Source organism: Actinoplanes sp. NPDC049316 (assembly GCF_040677315.1).
Taxonomy (GTDB): Bacteria; Actinomycetota; Actinomycetes; order Mycobacteriales; family Micromonosporaceae; genus Actinoplanes.
In genome coordinates this window covers 13,000-31,004 of record NZ_JBFAQM010000020.1, presented here as the reverse complement: position 1 = coordinate 31,004, position 18,005 = coordinate 13,000, and the positions used below count along the sequence as shown (strand labels likewise).

At 71.9% G+C, this 18,005-nt stretch carries 13 protein-coding genes; 5 read left to right on the top strand and 8 right to left on the bottom strand.

Annotation, left to right across the window (positions count from 1 at the left end; genetic code table 11):
* The first annotated feature begins 157 nt into the window (after positions 1 to 157).
* Entirely contained in the window at positions 158 to 646 is a 489-nt protein-coding gene (locus tag AB0K03_RS26640; RefSeq protein ID WP_364689714.1) for a LuxR C-terminal-related transcriptional regulator, read from the top strand.
* 198 nt (positions 647 to 844) lie between these two features.
* On the opposite strand, the gene AB0K03_RS26635 is transcribed toward AB0K03_RS26640, so the two are convergent.
* Together AB0K03_RS26635 and AB0K03_RS26630 are read right to left on the bottom strand one after the other, a co-directional pair.
* Positions 845 to 2,260: an ATP-binding protein gene (locus AB0K03_RS26635; protein ID WP_364689711.1), complete on the bottom strand. Its 1,416-nt coding sequence runs from the start codon at positions 2,258 to 2,260 to the stop codon at positions 845 to 847.
* Between the two features lie 68 nt (positions 2,261 to 2,328).
* Positions 2,329 to 3,258, bottom strand: coding sequence for a sulfite exporter TauE/SafE family protein (locus AB0K03_RS26630; RefSeq protein ID WP_364689708.1), 930 nt, complete (start codon positions 3,256 to 3,258; stop codon positions 2,329 to 2,331).
* A gap of 233 nt (positions 3,259 to 3,491) precedes the next feature.
* On the opposite strand from AB0K03_RS26630, the gene AB0K03_RS26625 reads away from it, so the two are divergent.
* Positions 3,492 to 4,451 carry a LysR substrate-binding domain-containing protein gene (locus tag AB0K03_RS26625; protein ID WP_364689705.1) on the top strand — a complete coding sequence of 320 codons (960 nt, stop codon included), beginning with the start codon at positions 3,492 to 3,494 and terminating at the stop codon, positions 4,449 to 4,451.
* On the opposite strand, the gene AB0K03_RS26620 is transcribed toward AB0K03_RS26625, so the two are convergent.
* The 5 genes from AB0K03_RS26620 to AB0K03_RS26600 form a co-directional block, all read right to left on the bottom strand.
* Positions 4,444 to 5,925, bottom strand: coding sequence for an alpha-N-arabinofuranosidase (locus tag AB0K03_RS26620; protein ID WP_364689702.1), 1,482 nt, complete (start codon positions 5,923 to 5,925; stop codon positions 4,444 to 4,446). The two genes, AB0K03_RS26625 and AB0K03_RS26620, sit on opposite strands and share 8 nt — an antisense overlap.
* 2 nt (positions 5,926 to 5,927) lie before the next feature.
* Entirely contained in the window at positions 5,928 to 6,755 is an 828-nt protein-coding gene (locus tag AB0K03_RS26615; protein ID WP_364689700.1) for a carbohydrate ABC transporter permease, read from the bottom strand.
* 3 nt (positions 6,756 to 6,758) lie between these two features.
* Positions 6,759 to 7,694, bottom strand: a complete 936-nt coding sequence (locus tag AB0K03_RS26610) for a sugar ABC transporter permease (protein WP_364689697.1) — start codon at positions 7,692 to 7,694, stop codon at positions 6,759 to 6,761.
* A gap of 16 nt (positions 7,695 to 7,710) precedes the next feature.
* Entirely contained in the window at positions 7,711 to 9,015 is a 1,305-nt protein-coding gene (locus AB0K03_RS26605) for an extracellular solute-binding protein (RefSeq protein ID WP_364689694.1), read from the bottom strand.
* Between the two features lie 85 nt (positions 9,016 to 9,100).
* Positions 9,101 to 11,395: a bifunctional diguanylate cyclase/phosphodiesterase gene (locus tag AB0K03_RS26600; RefSeq protein WP_364689691.1), complete on the bottom strand. Its 2,295-nt coding sequence runs from the start codon at positions 11,393 to 11,395 to the stop codon at positions 9,101 to 9,103.
* A gap of 106 nt (positions 11,396 to 11,501) precedes the next feature.
* On the opposite strand from AB0K03_RS26600, the gene AB0K03_RS26595 reads away from it, so the two are divergent.
* The 3 genes from AB0K03_RS26595 to AB0K03_RS26585 all read left to right on the top strand — a co-directional run bounded on the left by AB0K03_RS26595 (position 11,502) and on the right by AB0K03_RS26585 (position 14,824).
* The gene (locus AB0K03_RS26595) at positions 11,502 to 12,230 is read left to right on the top strand and encodes a histidine phosphatase family protein (RefSeq protein WP_364689689.1); all 729 of its coding nucleotides are present in this window, start codon (positions 11,502 to 11,504) and stop codon (positions 12,228 to 12,230) included.
* Entirely contained in the window at positions 12,214 to 13,083 is an 870-nt protein-coding gene (locus AB0K03_RS26590) for an NAD(P)H-hydrate dehydratase (RefSeq protein WP_364689687.1), read from the top strand. The genes AB0K03_RS26595 and AB0K03_RS26590 overlap by 17 nt, the downstream gene beginning before the upstream one ends.
* 97 nt (positions 13,084 to 13,180) lie before the next feature.
* Positions 13,181 to 14,824 carry an alkaline phosphatase D family protein gene (locus tag AB0K03_RS26585; RefSeq protein WP_364689685.1) on the top strand — a complete coding sequence of 548 codons (1,644 nt, stop codon included), beginning with the start codon at positions 13,181 to 13,183 and terminating at the stop codon, positions 14,822 to 14,824.
* Between the two features lie 57 nt (positions 14,825 to 14,881).
* On the opposite strand, the gene AB0K03_RS26580 is transcribed toward AB0K03_RS26585, so the two are convergent.
* Complete coding sequence (locus tag AB0K03_RS26580) at positions 14,882 to 17,980, bottom strand: GH92 family glycosyl hydrolase (protein WP_364689683.1); 3,099 nt, start codon at positions 17,978 to 17,980, stop codon at positions 14,882 to 14,884.
* Between the last annotated feature and the right edge of the window lie 25 nt (positions 17,981 to 18,005).

Genomic DNA, 18,005 nt, shown 5'->3' with positions numbered 1-18,005 from the left:
CCGCCGCGACGTGATGACGTCATATACCTTCCGTGACGACGTGGGCCGGTCTACCTTGTAGGCCGGCTGAGGACCGGCGGCAGCGTGGCCGCGGGATCGGTGCCGCCCACCCGGCCCGGCCGTGCGGCTGACGACCCCTGCGTCCGGGAGGCCGACGATGCTCCACGACGACGCCGAGATCCGCGCCCTGGTGCGCCGGCTCGCGGCGGCCCTGACGGATCCGCGCCGCGCGGCCGCCGCGCTGCCCGGCGGCGCCCAGCTGCTCGACATCGAAGTAGACGGCGTCCGCTGCCGCTGCACGCTGGTGGACGCGGCGGCGTCCGAGGGAGACACCTGCGTCGCGCTGAGCCCGCGGGAACGCGAGGTCGCCCGCATGGTCGCCGGCGGGCATACCAACCAGGCCATCGCCGACCTCCTCGGCATCAGCGCCTGGACGGTCTCCACCCACCTGCGCCGCATCTTCGGCAAACTCGGCGTCAACTCCCGCGCGGCGATGGTCGCCCGCATCCTGAACGCCGGCGGCGAGGCGCCGCCGGACGATCGGCGGCCCGCCCCCGCCGAAGAGCCGACGCGCGTTCGAGCGACGCACATTCCGGTCTCCCGCGAAGACGCGACTGCCGCACCGCTGCCCGGCACGGTTCCCTGAGAACGACGGGACATCGCGCGCCGCATGCCCCAGCATTCCGCCGGAGCGGAGCACCGGCCCGGTTCGGGCCACCCCCGGGAGCGGGGACAGCCATGTGTCCGGCGGAGCGGGTCACCCCATGGGCGGGGGAGGGGCGCGGCCGGCACCGCCGGCCGTGCCCCGGGCGATACCGGGTCTTCGGTCGGACCGCTGAGCTCGTCAGCTCCATGCCCGGATGAGGTCGTCCGGCCCGTACGCCGCAGCCAGGCCCTTGGCGGTCACGCCGCTGCGGCTGAGGGCCAGCAGCGGGAGCGGCTCCTGGGTGACAGCGGCGCGGTGCCGTTGGAGCGCCAGCATGTCGTGGTCGTCGAACGGGGACCGTTCCAGCCATTTGATGGAACCGAGGAAGAACAGTTCTCGTGCCACGGGTGCGCGGTCGGCGCCGACCACATCGATCTCGATGCTGTTGGAGCGGGTCCAGTAGGAGCCCACGACCGGTGCGGAGGGGAGCGTGTCGTCGGGCAGCAGCCGTGCGAGGGAGTCACGCAGCAGCGGCTCGATCGTCCGGCCGCGCCAGCTGGTCCAGCCGGCCTTGACCCGGCCGACGGTGATGTCGCCGCGGAGGCGTTCGATCTCGGGCAGGTACGGCTTCACGAACGTCAGCCAGAAGCGCAGGTAGGGATCGGTGACCCGGTACCGCCGCTCCTTCGAGGGCGTGGTGGACAGTGGCAGCTCCGCGGCCACGAGCCGTTTCTCGATGAGGACGTCGAGCGCTCGGGTCAGCGTCGTGTGGGAGATGCCGCCGGCGGCCCTGGCGATGTTGGTGAACGTCCGCTCCCCGCTGCCGATGGCGGACAGCACCGCGGCCGCCATCGCGGACTCGGGGAACTCGGCGGCCAGGGAACGCTCGGCCGAGACCAGCAGCGGGGACACCGGATCGGCGAGCTCCCGTTCCAGGAACGTGTCGACGTCGCTGCCCGGCTCCCAGGCTGCGCAGATCAGCGGCAGGCCGCCGGTGACCAGGGCGGCGTCGAACGCCGCTGCCGGTTCGAGGCCGAGCATCAGGCCGACTTCGGCGGGGGTGAGCGGCCCGAGGACCATCTCCGTGCCGCGTTGATGGAACGGCCGCCCGTAGCTGCTCAACGCCTCCATCATCGACAGGTCCGAACCGATCAGGATGAGCAGCACCGGCTTGCGGCTCAGTTCGCGGTCCCACGCGCGTTGCAGGATGCCCTCGAAGGCGTCCACCCGCTCGGCGAGATACGGCACCTCGTCGATGACGACGATGCTCGGCCGGTCGTCGGGCAGGATGCCGGCGAGCTGACGAAGCGCAGCGCTCCAGTTTCCGGGCTGCGCCTCCGCGAACACGTCCCGGTCCGGCAGCGTCGAGGCGGACACCGCCTCGGTGAACGACTCCAGCTCGATGTCCGTCGAGGCGCCGGACGCGGTGAAGAACATCGCCGGGCCGGCAGCCTGATCCACGAACGCTTCGACCAGGCTCGACTTCCCGATCCGCCGCCGGCCGCGCATCAGCAGGCACCGACCGGGGCGCTCGCCGTCGGTGGCCCGGCGCACCTTGGCGAGCAGATTTCCCAGCGATGCCAGCTCCCGCTGCCTGCCGACGAATTCGACCATCGGTACCCGCTCCCGGCTGAATGGTTACATCAGAGATACTATCGCAAGAGATAGTATCTATGATGTAACTATCGAGGGCTGATCAGTGTGGCCGGGGCGTCCTGCTTGGTTTCGCGCTGGTCCGGCACTGCGACCACCTCTGCCGAAGGGGTGCGAAAGCGCCGGATCGCCGGCAGGGCGATCGCCGCCAGGACCGCCGCCCCCGTCACGACGCCGACCGTGGCGGTAGGCACGTCGAGCAGCTTGAGCGCGCTCGCCAGCAGGACGATCACCAGGGCCGTGCGGATGATGCCGCCCGGGGCGCGGGACGAGATGCGGGCGCCGATGAGGACGCCGGGGATCGAGCCCAGCAGGACGGCCCCGGCCAGGTCGAGCTGGAGGTCGCCGAAGAGGGCGTGGCCCACCGCCGCCGACATGACCAGCGGGATGGCCTGGACGAGGTCCGTGCCGACCAGGTCGTTGACGCGCAGCTTGGGGTACAGGGCGAGCAGCGCGACGATGATCAGAGAGCCGGAGCCGACGCTGGTCAGGCCCACGATCAGCCCGCCGCCCGCACCGAGCAGCAGGGTCGGCACCGGGCGTACCGTGATCGCGGCGGGTGGCCCGTCGCCGCGCTTGCGGCGGCTCACCCAGGCCTTGAGGAGCAGGCCGCCCGCGGCGAGCAGGAGCGCCACGCCGAGCGAGACCTTGATCGTGTGCTGGACGGCTTCGTCGTCGCCGAGCAGGCGCAGCAGGAGCACCCCGAGGAACGCGCTGGGCACGCTGCCGGCGCAGAGCCAGGCGACGAGCCGCCAGTTCACCGTGCCGCGGCGGGCGTGCACGAAGCCGCCGAACGGCTTCATGACCGCGCTGGCGGCGAGGTCGCTGGAGACCGCGGCCACCGGCGGCACGCCGAAGACGAGGACGAGGATGGGGGTCATCAGCGCGCCCCCGCCCATGCCGGTGAGGCCGACCACGATGCCGACGCCGAGTCCGGCGAGCGCCAGGGTGAGATCCATCGGTCGAGTCTCGGCGAGAATCCCTTCCTTGTCTACTAACTGGGTCGAGTTTATGGAGTTTTAACGGTGTCGTCTCAGGCTGTGAAACGCGGCGCGGCGCGTCGGGGTGAAATGCCCCGGCCGTGTCGCCCTCCGCAGACTCCGGGTTACGGCTGCGTGACGCCTTGACGACAGAAATGTTAGCGATAACACTGCAGGGACGCATCGATCGGCGATGATCCTCGGGAGGGTCCATGGCGGTCCGGCCCGTGCCCGATCCCGCCCACCGGGGCCGCATCGAGCTGCGCCAGCTCCGCTACCTCGTGACGCTCGCCGAGGAACTGCACTTCGGCCGCGCCGCCGCGCGCGAGCACATCGCGCCCTCGGCGCTCAGCGCCCAGGTGCAGCGGCTCGAGCGGGCGGTGGGGGTGCTGCTGGTGGACCGTACGAGCCGTGCCGTGGCACTCACCGAGGCGGGCACGCGGCTGGTCGTCGAGGCCCGGCAGATCCTCGAGCACGTCGACCGCGCCGCCGTCCTGGCCCAGGGCATGGTGCCCGCCGCGCCGACGCTGCGGGTCGGGGTGCTGGACGAGGGGTACGACGCCGTACGCCCGGTGCTGCGCGCGGTGCAGGCCCGCCACCCCGAGCTGGAGATCCACCAGGTGCAGGCCGGGGTGCCGGAGCAGTGCCGGCTGCTGGCCGACGGGCGGCTGGACATCGGCGTCGGGCGGCTGCCCGGCGGCTCGCCCGGGATCGCCGCGGAGATGTTCCGGCTGGAGCCGCTCGGGGTGCTGGTCGCGGCGCAGCATCCGTACGCGGATCTCCCGCACGTCCCGGTCACCCGGCTCGGCGGCGAGCCGCTGCTGCTGGCCGACGAGGAGCTGGCGCCGGAGTTCAACGCGTTCGTGGCGGAGGTGTGCCGGTCGGCCGGCTTCTTCCCGTCGCTGTTCCCGGGCAGCGTCCAGACGCTGCGCGCGGCGGTGGACCTGGTCGCGCAGGGCCGGTGCGTGCTGTGCACCCCCGCGTCGACCGTGGCGTGGTCGCCGGAGGTGGTCTGGCGGCCGCTCGGGCCGTCGGTGCCCCGCTACCCGTGGTCGATCCTCTGGCGCGCGCACGAGCCGTCGCGCCAGGCGCTCGCCGTGGTCGCGACGGCCCGCCGCCTGGCCGCGGAACACGGCTGGCGGCGGCAGACCGCCACGGAGAAAGCTAGCTGAGCCGGAGCATGTTCCAGGACAGCGGCGGAAGCACCGCCTGCAGGCGGCCTCCGTCGAGCTTCGGGTCGTCCAGGGCCCGCGGCTTCACCCGGTCGGGCTCGGCGGCGGTGTTCACCGCGTCCGGGTCGTCGTCGAAGAGCGCCGTGTGGGTGGCCGCCGACAGCGACGGCAGCGAGCGTACGTCCACATCCACGCTCATCGGCTCCGTCTGCGACCGGTTCACCGCGAAGATCACGACCCCGTCGCCGGAGCGGACGGCCGCGGCGTCGAGCAGCGGCACCTCGCCGTGCCGGGCGGTCTCGTGCACCGGCGACTCCAGGGCGAGCTGCAGCGACGTGCCCTGCCCGTGCGCCGCGGTCAGCGCGAACGGGTGGAACGACGCCTGCCGCCACGCCGCGCCGCCCGGCTCGGTCATGATCGGGGCGATCACGTTGACGAGCTGGGCGAGGCAGCCGATCCGGACCCGGTCGGCGTGCCGTAGCAGGCTGATCAGCAGGTTGCCGACCACCACCGCGTCGGTGACCGAGTAGACGTCCTCGATGAGCCGCGGCGCCTGCTGGATCTCCAGGTTGGTCTCGCCCGCGAAGCGGCTCAGGTACCAGACGTTCCACTCGTCGAAGGAGACGTTGATCCGCTTCTTGTGCCGGCCCACGGCGCGGACGTGGTCGGCGGTGGCCACCAGCTCGTCGATGAAGGCGTCCATGTCGGTGGCGGACGCCAGGAAGCTGTCCCGGTCGTCGCCGTGCTGCTGGTAGTACGCGTGCGCCGAGACGTAGTCGACCGCGTCGTACGCCTCGCCGAGCACCGTCGCCTCCCAGCTGCCGAACGTGGGCATCTGCCGGCCGGAGCTGCCGCACGCTACCAGCTCGATCGTGGGATCGACCTGGCGCATCGCCTTCGCGGTCTCCAGCGCCAGGCGGGCGTACTCCTGGGCGGTCTTGTGCCCGATCTGCCAGGGGCCGTCCATCTCGTTGCCCAGACACCAGGTCTTGATCCCGTACGGCGCCCCGCCGCGCAGATCCGACCAGTACGTGCCGCCCGGCAGGTTGCAGTACTCGACGAGGGAACGGGCCGCGTCGATGCCCCGCGTGCCCAGGTTGACGGCCATCAGCGGCTCGACGCCGACCGTCCGGGCCCAGGCCACGAACTCGTTCACGCCGACCTGGTTGGTCTCCAGCGACCGCCAGGCCAGGTCGAGCCGGGTCGGCCGCTCCGAGACCGGGCCGATGCCGTCCTCCCAGCGGTAGCCGGAGACGAAGTTGCCGCCGGGATAGCGCACGATCGGCACGCCGAGCTCGCGGACCAACTCGGCCGTGTCGCGCCGGAACCCGTGCTCGTCGGCGTGCGGGTGGCCCGGCTCGTAGATGCCGGTGTAGACGCAGCGGCCCATGTGCTCGACGAACGAGCCGTAGAGCCGCGGGTCCACCTCGCCGATCCGGTAGGCGGGATCCACGGTCAGGGAAGCGACGTGCATGGTCACCCTTTCAGGCCGGTGCCGGCGATGCCTTCGACGATATGACGCTGGAACAGCAGGAAGACGGCGACGAGGGGGATCGCGCCGAGGATCGCGGACGCCATCGTGTCCGCGTACCGGATGCCGAACGAACCCTGCACCGTGGCGAGGCCGACCGGGACCGTCATGATGTCCGGGTTGCTGAGCACGAGCAGCGGCCACAGCAGGTCGTTCCACGACCCGACGAACGTGAAGATCGCGACCGCGGCGACCGCCGGACGGGCCAGCGGCATGATGATGCGCCGGTAGATGCGCAGGAAGCCGGCGCCGTCCATCCGGGCGACCTCCTCCAGCTCGCGGGGCAGGCCGTCGAAGAACTGCTTGAAGATGAACACGGCGATCGCGGTGGGGATCTGCGGGAGGCTGACCGCCCAGAACGTGTTGAGCAGGCCGAACGAGTCCATCTCCCGGAACTGCGGCACGATCAGCACCTGGCTGGGGATCATGATGCCGGCCAGCACGAACCAGAACACCAAATTGCGGTGGCGGAACCGCATCCGGGACAGGGCGTACGCGGCCAGGCTGCCGGTCAGCACCGCGCCGACCGCGGTCAGCGTCGCGATGAACAGGCTCGAGCCGAACCACTTGAGGATGTCGGTGTCGCGGATCGTCCGGCTGAACGCGCCCAGCGTCGGGTCGTCGATGAGCCAGGTGGTCCGGGTGGTCTCGGCGTTCGGCTTGAGCGCGGTGTCCAGGGCCCAGAGCAGCGGTACGAGCCACAGCAGCGCGAAGGCGATCAGCACGCCGGCGCAGATGCGGTTGAAGAGCTTCACGCGAGTCTCGACGCTCACGGCTCAGACCTCCTTCTCCTGGCGGCGGATCAATGCGAACCACACGGCGGAGACCCCGAGCACGACGAGGAAGAAGAGCATCGACACGGCCGAGGCGTAGCCGATGCGGAAGTTCGTGAAGCCCTCGTCGTAGACGTACTGCAGGATCGAGCGGGTGGCGAAGTTCGGGCCGCCGGAGGTCATGAGGTACATCTGGTCGAAGACCTTGAGCGAGGCGATCACCTGCAGCACGGCCACCAGCGTGGTGGTGCGGCCCAGCATCGGGATGGTGATCGAGCGGATCTGCTGCCACGGGCTCGCGCCGTCCATCGCGGCGGCCTCGTACAGGTCGCGGTTGATCTCCTGCAGGCCGGCGAGGTAGAGCACGAAGTTGAAGCCGAGCGTCCACCACAGCGTGGTCAGCGCGAGCGAGGGCATCGCCCAGTCCGGGTCGCCGAGCCAGACCGGCGCGGTGATGCCGATCTTGCCGAGCGCGGTCTCGATGAGGCCCAGCCCGGGGGTGTAGAGCCAGATCCAGATCAGCGCCACGACCGCCGACGGCAGGATGTACGGCGCGAAGAACGCCAGCCGGAAGAACCAGCGCCCCCGTTTCACCCGGTCGGCGAGCAGCGCCAGCACGAACGCGATGATGATCAACGGTGGCGTGGTGAGGATCGTGAACCAGATCGTGTGCCACAGCGACGACCAGAAGTCGCCGCTCCGCAGCGCCTCGGCGTAGTTGCCGAAGCCCGCGAAGCTCGACAGCCCGGGTTTCACGGCGCTGGTGTCGAAGAAGCTCATCAGCAGGCCGTACAGCGCGGGGCCGATGATGAAGAGCAGGTAGAGCAGCAGGAACGGCGTGAGGAAGCCGGCCGCGGGCAGGCCGGCCCCGCGGGCGCGTTCGGGCCGGACGTCCTCGCCGGCCGAACGGTCAGGGCGTACGGCGGTCTCTGCGGTCACCCGGGCACCCCCTTTCTCAGACCGGCGGCGCGGTCTCGGCGAGGTTCGTGAGCTTGTCGCGCATCTGTGCGATCGCGGAGGCCGGCGCCTGCTGCCCGGCCATGACCGACGCGATGATCGAGCCGGTGACGATCTCGAAGTTGGAGCCGGAGCCGGAGTACCAGCCCTCGGGGTCGTAGACGGCGGCGTCCGCGGCGGTCGCGTAGTTCGACTGCGGCGTCATCGCCTTGTACTCGGCGCTGTCGCGGAACGGCAGCCACGCCGGCACGTGGCCACCCTCGGCCCAGGTCTTGCTCTGGTCCAGCATCGAGCGGATGAACAGCAGCGCACGGTCGACGCGCTCCGGGTCCCGGCCGGGCTGGCGGGGGATGATCAGCGTGTGCGAGTCGGCCTGTACCGCGTACTGGCCGCCGCCGAAGACGTCGGGGAACAGCGTCATCGAGAACGGCGTCTTCGCCGTCTGGAACGTCGAGATCTCCCACTCGCCCTGGAAGTAGAAGCCGGCCTGGCCGTTGGCGAAGGTCGCGATCGCGCCCTGGTAGTCGATGCTCGACGGCGCCACGCCGGAGCGGGTGAGCCCCTGCAGGAACCCGAGCACCCGGCCGGCGCGGTCGTCGTCGATGACCACCTTGCGGCCCTGGCCGGCCAGCATCTCGCCGCCGAGCTGGCTGTAGAGCGACTGGTAGATGCGCCACGGGGTGGCCGTCTCGTTGGTGACCGCGACGACGCCGCCGTACGCCTTGGTGACCTCCTTGGCCCTGCGCAGCGCGTCGGTGAACTTCTCCGGGCTGTCCAGCGGGCTCAGCGCGCCGGAGGAGTCGAGCAGCCCGGCCTTCTCGCAGACGTCGGTGTTGTAGAACATCACGAACGGGTGGGTGTCGAGCGGGATCGCGTACGTCCGGCCGTCGACCAGCCCCGCCTGCCACGGCCGCGGGGCGAACTTGCCGGCGGTCAGCCCGTGCCGGGCGAGGTCGTCGGGGTGCAGCTCCTCGACGAGGCCGGCCTGCACCATCGTCTTCATCCGGGTCAGGTGCGCGACCGCGACGTCCGGCGGCTTCTCCCCGAGCGTGGCCAGCGACAGCTTCGTGTAGTACGGGTTGCCCCAGGCCAGCGTGACCGCGCTGAGGTCGGTGCCGGGGTTCGCGGCGCGGAACGCGTCGAGCATCTGGGTCATCCGGACCCCGTCGCCGCCGCCGAAGAGGTTCCAGTAGTCCAGCGAGCCGCCGCTGCGGCGTCCCGGGGTGAGCCCACTGCACCCGCTCAGCCCGAGGGCCGCCCCGGCGGCGGCGCCGCTGAGCAGTGCGCGTCGGGTCAATGTCATGCACGGAGCCTGCCGCCGCGGCGCGGGCGCGGTCCAGGGATCGGCCTTCGCAAGACGAGAAGGCCCGGACGCGAACCGAGAACGATCAGCCCGCCACGGCGCGGTCGAGCAGCAGTCCGACGTCCTCGCCGCTCATCGGGCGCGCGAAGTGGAAGCCCTGGGCGTACCGGTAGCCGGCCTGGTGCAGGCGGCGGGCCTGGTCGGCGGTCTCCACGCCCTCGGCGACGGCCTGGATGCGCAGCCCGGTGGTGATGCCGATGAGGTTGTCCACGATCACGGCCTGCGGGCTGCTGGTGGTGACCCCGTCGACGAACGACTTGTCGACCTTCAGCACGTGCACCGGGCAGTCCACGAGCAGGCTCAGCGACGACTGGCCGGTGCCGAAGTCGTCGAGCGCGACCCGGATGCCCAGCGCGCTGAGCCCGCGGACGGCCTCGAGCGCGACGCCGGTGCCCAGCACCGCGGTCTCGGTGACCTCGGCGACGATCACGCCCGGGTCCACGCCGGCGCTGCGGACGGCCGCGGCGATCTCCTCGACGAAGCCGGGTTCGCGCAGCTGCCGGGCGGACACGTTGACGCTGACCCGGCCGGGTGCGGCCGGGCCGTACTCCCGCTGCCAGGCGGCCGCCTGCGCGACGACCTGCTCGAAGACCCAGCGGCCCAGCTCGATGATCGCGCCGTTGCGTTCGGCCAGCGGGATGAACACCGCGGGGGAGACGTCGCCGTGCTGGTCGTGCCGCCAGCGCAGCAGCGCCTCGACGCCGACGATGCCGCCGCCGGGCAGTTCGACGATCGGCTGGTAGAGCACCCGCAGCTCGCCGCGGGCCAGGGCCTGGCGCAGGTCGGCGCCGAGCCGCGCGTCCTGGTCGGCGAGCCGGTCCATCGCCGGGTCGAACCAGGCCCAGCGCGCGCCGCCGGCGTTCTTGGCCGCGTACATGGCGACGTCGGCGCGGCGCAGCAGCTCGCCGGGGGTGTCGCCGGGCGCGCTGGCGGTGACGCCGATGCTGATCCGCGGCACCATCTCGTGCCCGTCGATGATCAGCGGTTCCTGCACCGCGTGGACCAGCCGCCGCAGCATGGTGGCGGCCTCGTCGCCGGTCAGCCCGGGCAACAGCAGCGTGAACTCGTCCCCGCCGAGGCGCGCGACCGTGTCGGCCTCACCCAGCCGCTCGTGCAGCCGCCGGCTCACCGCCTTGAGCAGCGCGTCCCCGGTGCCGTGCCCGAGCCGGTCGTTGACGACCTTGAAGTCGTCCAGGTCGAGCAGGGCGACGAGGAACTCCTCGCCGGCGGCGAGCTGCCGGGTGACCTGCTCCTCGAAGCTGGCCCGGTTGGCGATCTCGGTGAGCGTGTCGTGCCGGACCTGGTGGGCCAGCTGAACCTGGTAGTCGCGCAGCTGGCGCAGGTTGGCGTCGACCGTCTCCAGCAGGCGGGTGTTCTCCCGCAGCGTGGTGATCTGGCGGACCACCACCAGCGCCGTGATCGCGACGGTGGCGGCGGCGATGATCCGGCCCTCGGCGGAGCGCGCGATGTCGGTGCCGAGCAGCATCGCGTCCATCCCGGCCACGGCCAGGTACGGCACCACGCTGAAGCGCCGCGGCACCGGCCGGGCCGCCGGCGCGTCACTCGGGCTCCGCGCCTGCCGCAGGGCGGACAGCTGAGCGCAGAACGTGGCGATCGGCACGGCGAGAAAGGCGGCATTGAGCTGCGGCCGGGACTCCAGGAACGGCATCAGCGACGCCGAGGCGGCCGCCGCACCCGTGCCGAACGACAGCAGGTGCATGGCCCGGCGGTCCAGCTCGCCGGCGCCCGCGAACGCGACCTTGGTGAAGGCGATCATCGACACCGAGGCGACCATCGCGATGCCCAGCACGGGCAGCGCCGTCCCGGTCTGCGAGGCCCACGCCGCCGTCCGGCTGAGCGAGAAGTGCCAGAGCAGCACGCCGGTGGTGATGAGGATGATGCCGGTGTCGAGGCCGAAGCGCACCCACTCGGACCGGGTCCGCTCCCAGGCGGGCAGGCGCAGCAGCGCCAGGACCGCGAAGCCGAGGATGGCGACGTACAGGCAGGCGGCGAGGGTGCTGACGCGCCGGTTGCCGCCGCCGGGCCCGAGAGCGTCGTTCGTGCTGATCACGACCGCCACGGCGAGCACGGTGCAGCAGTACGTCGCGTGCCGCCAGAACCGGCGCGTCGCCACGTCCAGGTCGGTGCGGCGCGAGGCCCGCAAGCAGGCGTACCCGGCCAGCAGCGACATCACCGGCAGCGGCGCCCAGCCCAGCACGGGCAGCCGGAACTCGACGAAGAAGCCGACGACGAACCGGATGAGGCTGAACGCGAGCAGCACGGCACCCGTGATCACGGGCAGGCGGTCGCGTACGGGCATGGCCGGACCATCGGTGGGGCGCGTACGGACCTGAAGAGATTTGTCGTGGAGATCCCGGGCACAGACAGGCTGCGTACGGGCGGCCCGGCGGGGTAATGAGCCGGCCATGGAGCAACTGCAGTGGCTGGGAGTGGTCCGGCACGGCCAGAGCACCGGCAACGTCATCGCGCAGGACGCGGAGACCGGCGGGCTGGAGGCCATCGACATCCCGGAGCGCGACGCGGACGTACCCCTGTCGGAGCTGGGCCGTGAGCAGGCCCGCGCGGTCGGCAAGTGGCTCGCGGGGCTCGGCGAGGACGTCCGGCCGCAGCTGGCGGTGGTGTCGCCGTACCTGCGGACCCGGCAGACCGCGGAGCTGGCGCTGGCCGGCAGCGGCGTGCCGATGGTCGTCGACGAGCGGCTGCGCGACCGTGAGCTCGGCGTCCTGGACCTGCTGACCGGCCGCGGCGTGCAGGCCCGGCTACCCGAGGAGTACGCCCGCCGCGCCCGCCTCGGCAAGTTCTACTACCGGCCACCCGGCGGCGAGTCGTGGGCCGACGTGCTGCTGCGCCTGAGAGCCCTCCTGCGCGAGCTGCGCGAGGACCACCCCGGCGGCAGGGTGCTGTGCTTCGGCCACGAGGCCACGGTCTTCCTCGTGCGCTACCTCGCCGAGGAGCTCAGCGAGGCGCGGCTGATGGAGATAGCGCACGCCACCACCATGGCCAACTGCTCGATCAGCACGTGGCGGCGCCACGGCGGCGAGCTGGAGCCGGAGCTGTTCAACGACGTCTCCCATCTGCACGACGTGGGGACGCCGCCCACCCGGCAGGAGGACGTCGATGCCGAGCCGGTCTGAGGAACAGGTCATCACCCCGCAGCTGCTGCGGGGCTGGCCGCTGCCCGATCCGCAGGGCGACAAGGAGTCCCGCGGCACGGTGCTGGTGATCGGCGGGTCCCGGTACACCCCGGGGGCCGTTCTGCTCGCCGGGGTGGCCGCCCTGCGCGCCGGGGCCGGCCGGCTGCAGCTGGCCGTCACCGGGTCCACCGCGGCCGCGCTGAGCATCGCCGTGCCGGAGGCCAAGGTCGTCGGGCTGCCCGAGACCGACGCCGGGTCGGTCGCCGGTGACGTGCCGGATCAGCTGCTGGAGCTGGCGGCCGCCGCGGACGTGCTGGCGATCGGCTGCGGGCTCGACGACATCGAGGAGACGCAACGGCTGCTGCACAGGGTGCTGGACGCCGCCGGCAAGGACGCTTCCGTCGTGCTGGACGCGTACGCCCTGGGCGCCCTCAGCAAGGAGCCCGATCTGCTCTCCCGGCGCCCGCAGGCCGCGGTGCTGACCCCGAACGTCACGGAGGCCGAGCACCTGCTGGGCCGCAGGACCGGGGACGACCTCGCCGCCGAGGCGATGGAGCTCGCCCACCGCTACGAAGCCACGGTCTCGCTGTACGGCCACATCGCCGACCCGGACGGCCGGGCCTGGCGCGAGGAGAGCGGCGACGCCGGCCTCGGCACCTCGGGCAGTGGCGACGTGCGCGCCGGCATCGTCGCCGGGCTGCTCGGCCGCGGCGCCGAACCGGCCCAGGCGGCGTGCTGGGGCGCGTTCGCCCACGCGGTCAGCGGCCAGCGGCTGGCGCCCCGGTTCGGGCGTACGGGCTTCCTCGCCCGCGAGCTCGTGGACGAGGTGGCCTACACGATTGCCACGGTCTGAGCGGCGGGCCGTCTGCGACGTAAGCGGCGGTGAACCGTCGTCGAACATCCGTCAGAAACGGGCCTTGACGGCGTGCGGCTCTGATACAGAGAGCTTCATGACTGTCGATTCCTACGCGAAGGGTGCGGTCGATCGCCGCACCCTTCTGCGTCTCGCCGGCATCTCCGCCGGCGCCGGCCTCGTCGCCGCCGCGACCCGGCCCGCCGAGGCCCACGCCGCCGCCGGACCGTTCCGGCACGGCGTCGCCTCCGGCGATCCGCTGCCCGGCGGCATCCTGCTCTGGACCCGCGTCACGCCCACCGCGGAGTCGGTTCCCGGCTCGGGCGCCGGCCCGGACGTCACCGTCGCGTGGCAGATCGCCGCCGACGCCGGGTTCACCACGGTGGTGCAGGCCGGTGAGGTCCGCACCGGCCCGGCCCGCGACCACACCGTCAAGGTCGACGTGTCCGGGCTGACCCCGGCGACGACGTACTGGTTCCGCTTCGGCTACGACGGCGCGTGGTCGCCGGCCGGGCGGACCATGACCGCCCCCGCCGCGGACGCCGCGATCTCGCGATTGCGGATGGGCGTGGTGTCGTGCGCCAACTGGGAGGCCGGCTACTTCGCCGCGTACCGGCACCTGGCCGAGCGGGGTGACCTCAACCTGGTGGTGCACCTCGGCGACTACGTCTACGAGTACGCCACCGGCGACTTCGCGGCCGGGGACGTGGTGGTACGCCCCACGAAGCCCGAGCACGAGACCCTGACGCTGCAGGACTACCGGATCCGCCACGCGCTCTACAAGACCGACCCGGATCTGCAGGCGCTGCACGCCTCGGTGCCGTGGATCATCACCTGGGACGACCACGAGGTCGCCAACGACATGTGGAGCGGCGGGGCCGAGAACCACACCCCGGGCACGGAGGGCGACTTCGGCGCGCGGGTGGCGGCGTCGCGGCAGGCGTACGCGGAGTGGATGCCCGTACGCCTCGGCGCCGACGGCCACATCTACCGCCGCCTGCGCTACGGCACCCTGATCGAGCTGTCCATGCTGGACCTGCGCTCGTACCGCTCGGAGCAGGTGGGCCGTACCGGCGACGACGTCGACGACCCGGACCGGACGATCGCCGGCGCCGACCAGCTGCGGTGGCTGACCGACGGGCTGGTGGAGAGCACCGCGCGGTGGAAGCTGGTCGGCAACCCGGTGATGATCTCGCGGGTCGACCTGGCCACCCTGCCGGCCTGGCTGCTCGGGCCGCTCGGTGACCTGCTCGGGCTCCCGGACAACGGCGTGGTGGTCAACCCCGACCAGTGGGACGGCTACAACGCCGACCGGGAACGGCTCGTGGACGCGCTGCGCGCGGCGGGGACCAAGGACGTCGTGTTCCTGACCGGCGACATCCACACCTCGTGGGCCACCGAGCTGACCACCCGCGACACCGGGCCGCGCCACCCGGCCGCGGCCGAGTTCGTCGTGCCGTCGGTGACCAGCGACAACCTCGACGACTTCCTGCACACCTCGCCCGGTGGCCCGCTCAGCCGGCTCGCCGCCGACCTCATCCGGGCGACGAATCCGCACGTGAAGTGGGTGGAGACGGACGGGCACGGCTTCGGCGTGCTGGACGTGACCCGCGACCGCTGCCGCATGGACTGGTACTTCCTGGCCGACCGGACGAAGCCGGACACCGCGGCCCGGTGGGTCACCGGCTGGTCCGTCGGCACCGGCTCCTCGCGCATCCGCAAGGAGCCGGCGCCGGCGTAGAACGGCCCGGGGTGGGAGTCGCGGGACCCGACCCCCACCCCGGGGACCATGGCCCCCCTAGTTCACGAGCACCTCGTAGATACGCGCCGCCGTGTTGCCGTCAGAAGCGGGCGTCAGTACGGCTATACGAACATAGCGGGCATCGACGTTCACCGTCGTGGACGTCGAGTCCGCCGTGTTGCCGCGAACCTGCGCGCGGGTGGTCCAGGACGACCCGTCGTCCGAGGTCTGGACGTCGAAGTCCCGCGTGTTCCACGCCGGATATTCGCCACCCGCGCCGGCGTGTCGGATCACCACGGTGGACACCCGCTGCTTGCTGCCCAGGTCGGTCTGCACCCACTTCGTGGCGCCCTGCGAGCACCACTTGTCGGTCCAGCCGGCGAGCCAGCTGCCGTTGAAGGCCTTGTCCGCGCCCTCGGCCGCCCCGCACGACGAGTCGGCCGCGGCCGGCCGGCGCAGGGCGAGGTCGGTGGGGGCGCTGCTGCTGCCGTACACCTCGAGCTCGTAGATCCGGGCGGCGTTGTTGCCGTCGTTGGCCGGCTGGGTGATGTCCAGGCGTACGTAGCGGGCGCTGCGCGCCGGGATCGGGGTGTACGTCCGGCTGGCCCGCGAGCCGGTCACCGTGACGGCGTTGCTCCAGCTGCCGCCGTCGGTGCTGGTCGAGATCGTGTACGCGCCGGTGTTCCAGCCGGTCTGCTCCCCGCCCAGCCCGGCGTGCTTGACGACGAACGAGCTGACCGTACGCGCCGAGCCGAGATCGACCTGCAGCTGCTGCGGGGCCGTACCCGAGCAGAACTTGCTGTTGCCCGCGATCGTCGCGTCCACCGCCTTGGCCGGGGCCTCGGCGCTGTTGCAGGCCGCCGAGCCGGTCGCCGTGCGGCCCAGGGCCAGGTTCGCCCCGAGGCCGGGCTCCGGCGCCGGCTGGGCGCGTCCGTCACCGAAGCTCGGCGGTACGTCGCCGGCCCCGGTGCCCCAGGACGACGGGCTCGACCCCATCGTGAACGCCACCGTGCCGCCGTCGGCGATGTCGCCGTACCGGAGCCAGCTGCGGCTCGTGGTGGACCCGCCGACCGACAGCGACTGCACGTAGCGGTTCGTCGCGCTGCCGCCGGTGATCGTGATGTCGCCCGGGCCCCGCTGGATCAGCGCGCTGGAGAACATGCCGCCGTGCACCGCCAGGGTGTCCGCCCCCGGGGTCACCGGGTAGAAGCCCAGCGCCGACCAGACGTACCAGGCGGAGGTGGCGCCGAGGTCGTCGTTGCCGGGCAGGCCGCCGGCGCCGGTGGTGAAGGACTCCGCCATGACCCGGCGGACCGCGTCGCTCGCCCCGGCCGGCTTGCGCGCCGCGTTGTACGTCCACGGCACGTTGTGCTCGGGCTCGTTGCCGATGTAGAAGTACGGCCGCACGAGCCCGCCGTTGAGCTCGGTGAAGTGGTGGTCGAGGCGCTGCACCGCGGTCTCCGGGCCGCCCATGAGCGTGATCAGGGCCCCCAGGTTGTGCGGGACCATCCACGTGTACTGGGCCGCGTTGCCTTCGACGTACGGGCTCTCCTGCGCCGGGTTCAGCGGCCACCTGAACGCCCCGCCGCTGTCGCGGGTGTGGATGTACGACGACTCGCCGTTGAACAGGCTGCGCCAGTACTGCGACCGCGCGCTGTACGTGTCGTACGCGCCCGAGTCGCCGACCGCCTTGGCGAACTGCGCGATGGCGAAGTCGGATGACGCGTACTCCAAGGTCTCCGACGGGTTGCCGGGGATGAACTGGTTGCTGCCGTAGACGCCCTGGTTGCCGCGCAGCACGACGCCCTGGGTGCTGCCGCCGGTCGCGCTCTTCTTCATCAGCGCCAGCGCGGCGGCGGTGTCGAAGCCGCGGACGCCGAACGCGTACGCGCTGCCCACGATGATCGGGCCGGGGTCACCGGGCATCACGAAGTCCTCGACGCTCTGGTGCGACCACTTCGGCAGCAGCCCGCCCTGCTGGCCGTCGAGCACCATGGACTTGACGATGTCGCTCATGACATCCGGCGCGATCAGGGCCACCAGCGACGCCCACGAACGGTAGATGTCCCAGCCGGAGTAGTTCTGATAGACCGGGTGCGAGGCGCTGTGCACGGCGTTGTCGAAGCCGCGGTACTCGCCGTTGGTGTCGCTGGCGATGTTCGGGTTCTGCAGCACGTGGTAGAGCGCCGTGTAGAACTTCTGCAGGTCCGTCGCGCTGCCACCGCTGACCTGGATCCGGTTGAGCGCGGTGTTCCAGGCGCTGTTCGCGTTCGTGCGTACGGTCGAGAAGGCTGCGGCCTCGGCGGTTGCGTTGTTCTGCGCGTTGGCCACGCTGACGAACGAGATGCCGATCGTGGCGTTCACGACCGCGTTGGACGTGGTGTCGAAGGTGACGTACGCACCGGTCTGCGTCCCGCTCGTGGACGTCGAGCCGGCGCTGACCGTGCCGCCCTTGAACGTGCCGACGCCGGTGGGAGTGCGGTCGAACAGGATCGAGTAGTACATCTTGAACGTCCTGCCGCCGCAGAAGCCGCCGGCGGTGTGCTCGCCGGAGACGCGGTTGCCGCTGATCGTGACGGTGCCGTCGCGGTCGCCGGTGGCCGAGCGGCTGGCGTTGATCAGCACCCGCGCGGTGGTCGACGCCGGGTACGTCAGCCGCAGCGCGCCGGTCCGCGTGGTGGCGCTCAGTTCGGCGTCCACGCCGTACTTGTCGAGCCGGTTCTTGTAGTAGCCGGGGGAGGCGGTCTCGTTGGCCTTCGTGTACGCCGACGCGTAGCTGGTCCACGCCGAGCCGGGGGAGGAGCCGAGCGCGCCGGTCACCGGCAGGATCGGGATGTCCTCGTTGTTCGGGCAGCCGGCGCCGTTGAAGTGGGTGAGGCTGAACGACTCGATGGTGCGGTCGCGGTCGCGGTAGCCCGACGGGGACGCGGTGGGCGTGTCCGGGCTGAACTGCACCATGCCGAACGGCACGGTGGCGCCGGGGAAGGTGCTGCCGCCGGCGCCGCCGCCGACGGGGTTCGGGGAGTTGCTGTCGTCGGTGCCGATGAACGGGTTGACGTACGGGGTCAGGTTCAGGTCCGCGGCGGCAGCTGCCGCCTGGGGTACGGACAAGGCTGCGGCGGCGAGGACGACCGACGCGGCGAGGGTACGGAGCATGGGGGTGCCGTCCCTTCCATGAGGA